The following is a 1489-nucleotide window of genomic DNA, read 5'->3' as shown; positions in this document are numbered from 1 at the left end:
GCCTTACATTCTGGAATGATAGAATGGTATTAGAATGATATTTGAGAGTTCTATGTCAGGTTCTTTGTCTTCTTCTTGTTTCATTACAACTACGATGGCATTGTGATCTACAGCTTGTATAACACGAACGGTCCCTACTTCTTTAGGGAAGGCGCTCTCCGCAGCGTTGGGTCCAATTCCTTTAAAGGACACCTTCCTTACAACAGTTAGAATATCTTTCTCTCGAATTCCCTCATATCGTCCTGCGGAAATAATGAAATGAGTCCCTTCTTCATCTGCATTCTTTGCATACCCCACAATGTTGGCGGTGCGGTATAATCCCGAGAAACCGTCTGTCACCTGTTGTAGCGCTTTGTTTATAGCTTTTTTGCAGGCTTCCCAGTATGGCGATTGTGAGAAATCGTCCCATACAGGTTTGCTGAAATTGTTAGTGTTTTCTCTGGGGGCGAGACGAAAAAGATCAAGGCCGTCTTTATACATGGGATCGAAAGGGGAGAAACCTCGTGCAGATAGAAAAAACAGGCGATCATCTCCGGGAACAGGTATATATCGCTGATCTTCTGCTACGATATCTGCACAAAAAGGGAGCTCCTTCCCAGAATTATCGTAGACGCGAAGTCTTATGCGTACTTTGCCTCTCTGGTCTTTTCCGAAAAAATCCTTATCTTTCACAGTAAAAGAATAAATTTCCAGTTGTAAAGCCATATCTCCAGGCGGAAGAGTTCTTCCCCTTTTTTGCTGTTCCCGAACTTCTATAAAAGGGGAACGTTTCAGCTGGCTTATGCAATATTGTGTTATCTTTTGATCAAGTATATCTACAGGATAAAAGCGGCTTTCCCAAACTTCAAAACCGCTAGAATTCTCTGTCGGCAACACATCGACAGTAAATACGTTCCCTTGAATTTCTCGCCCTAAGGCTGGTGTGATAAAAAAAGTTCCGATGATAAAGTAAAAAGAGAGAAGTAACTGTTTCCACTTGTATTTACGTTTCATACTTTCACCCCAGATTCACTAATTTCCACTTCTATATCATGTATCGGACTTCCTTTTAAGAAAGGTGAGGAGGTTATTCTCTTCCTGCCTCTTCTACTGCTTTAAAAAAATCATCTATATCCCATTCCGCATGAATAAAGATCTTTTGAGGATGTAAATAGGCATAAGAAATATCCCCTTTATTGACAACTACTATTTTCCCTGGACACATGGAAGGTAAAAATGCTGCTGGGGTGACAGTAAGAGAAGATCCTACTACAAAAAGCAAATCGGCCTCCTCAGCAAGGGTTTGGCATTCATAAAGGTGTTTTACATTTTCTCCAAAAAAGACAATGTCAGGTTTTAGTACGCCGCCACATTTTTCGCAATGAGGGACGTCTTCTTTGAAGCTCTGCGCATATGATGTCTCGTAGTCGAAGACTTCGCTACAAGAAGTACAATAGCTTTGCCATGTGCTCCCATGTATCTCGTACACTTTCTTAGAGCCAGCTTTTTG

General features: G+C 41.4%; 2 protein-coding genes. Both read right to left on the bottom strand.

What is annotated here, in order from left to right; translation table 11 throughout:
• Positions 1–3: 3 nt before the first annotated feature.
• Positions 4–993: a hypothetical protein gene (locus tag B3L97_RS04520; RefSeq protein WP_286934335.1), complete on the bottom strand. Its 990-nt coding sequence runs from the start codon at positions 991–993 to the stop codon at positions 4–6.
• 73 nt (positions 994–1066) lie between these two features.
• Positions 1067–1489: SIR2 family NAD-dependent protein deacylase (locus B3L97_RS04515; protein WP_286934334.1), on the bottom strand; the 423-nt coding region annotated here is incomplete at its 5' end.

The sequence above is a fragment of the Aminobacterium sp. UBA4834 genome (assembly GCF_002400205.1).
Taxonomy (GTDB): Bacteria; Synergistota; Synergistia; order Synergistales; family Aminobacteriaceae; genus Aminobacterium; species Aminobacterium mobile.
The sequence above is the reverse complement of the archived record's forward strand: the minus strand, read 5'-3'. Positions and strand labels throughout refer to the sequence as shown.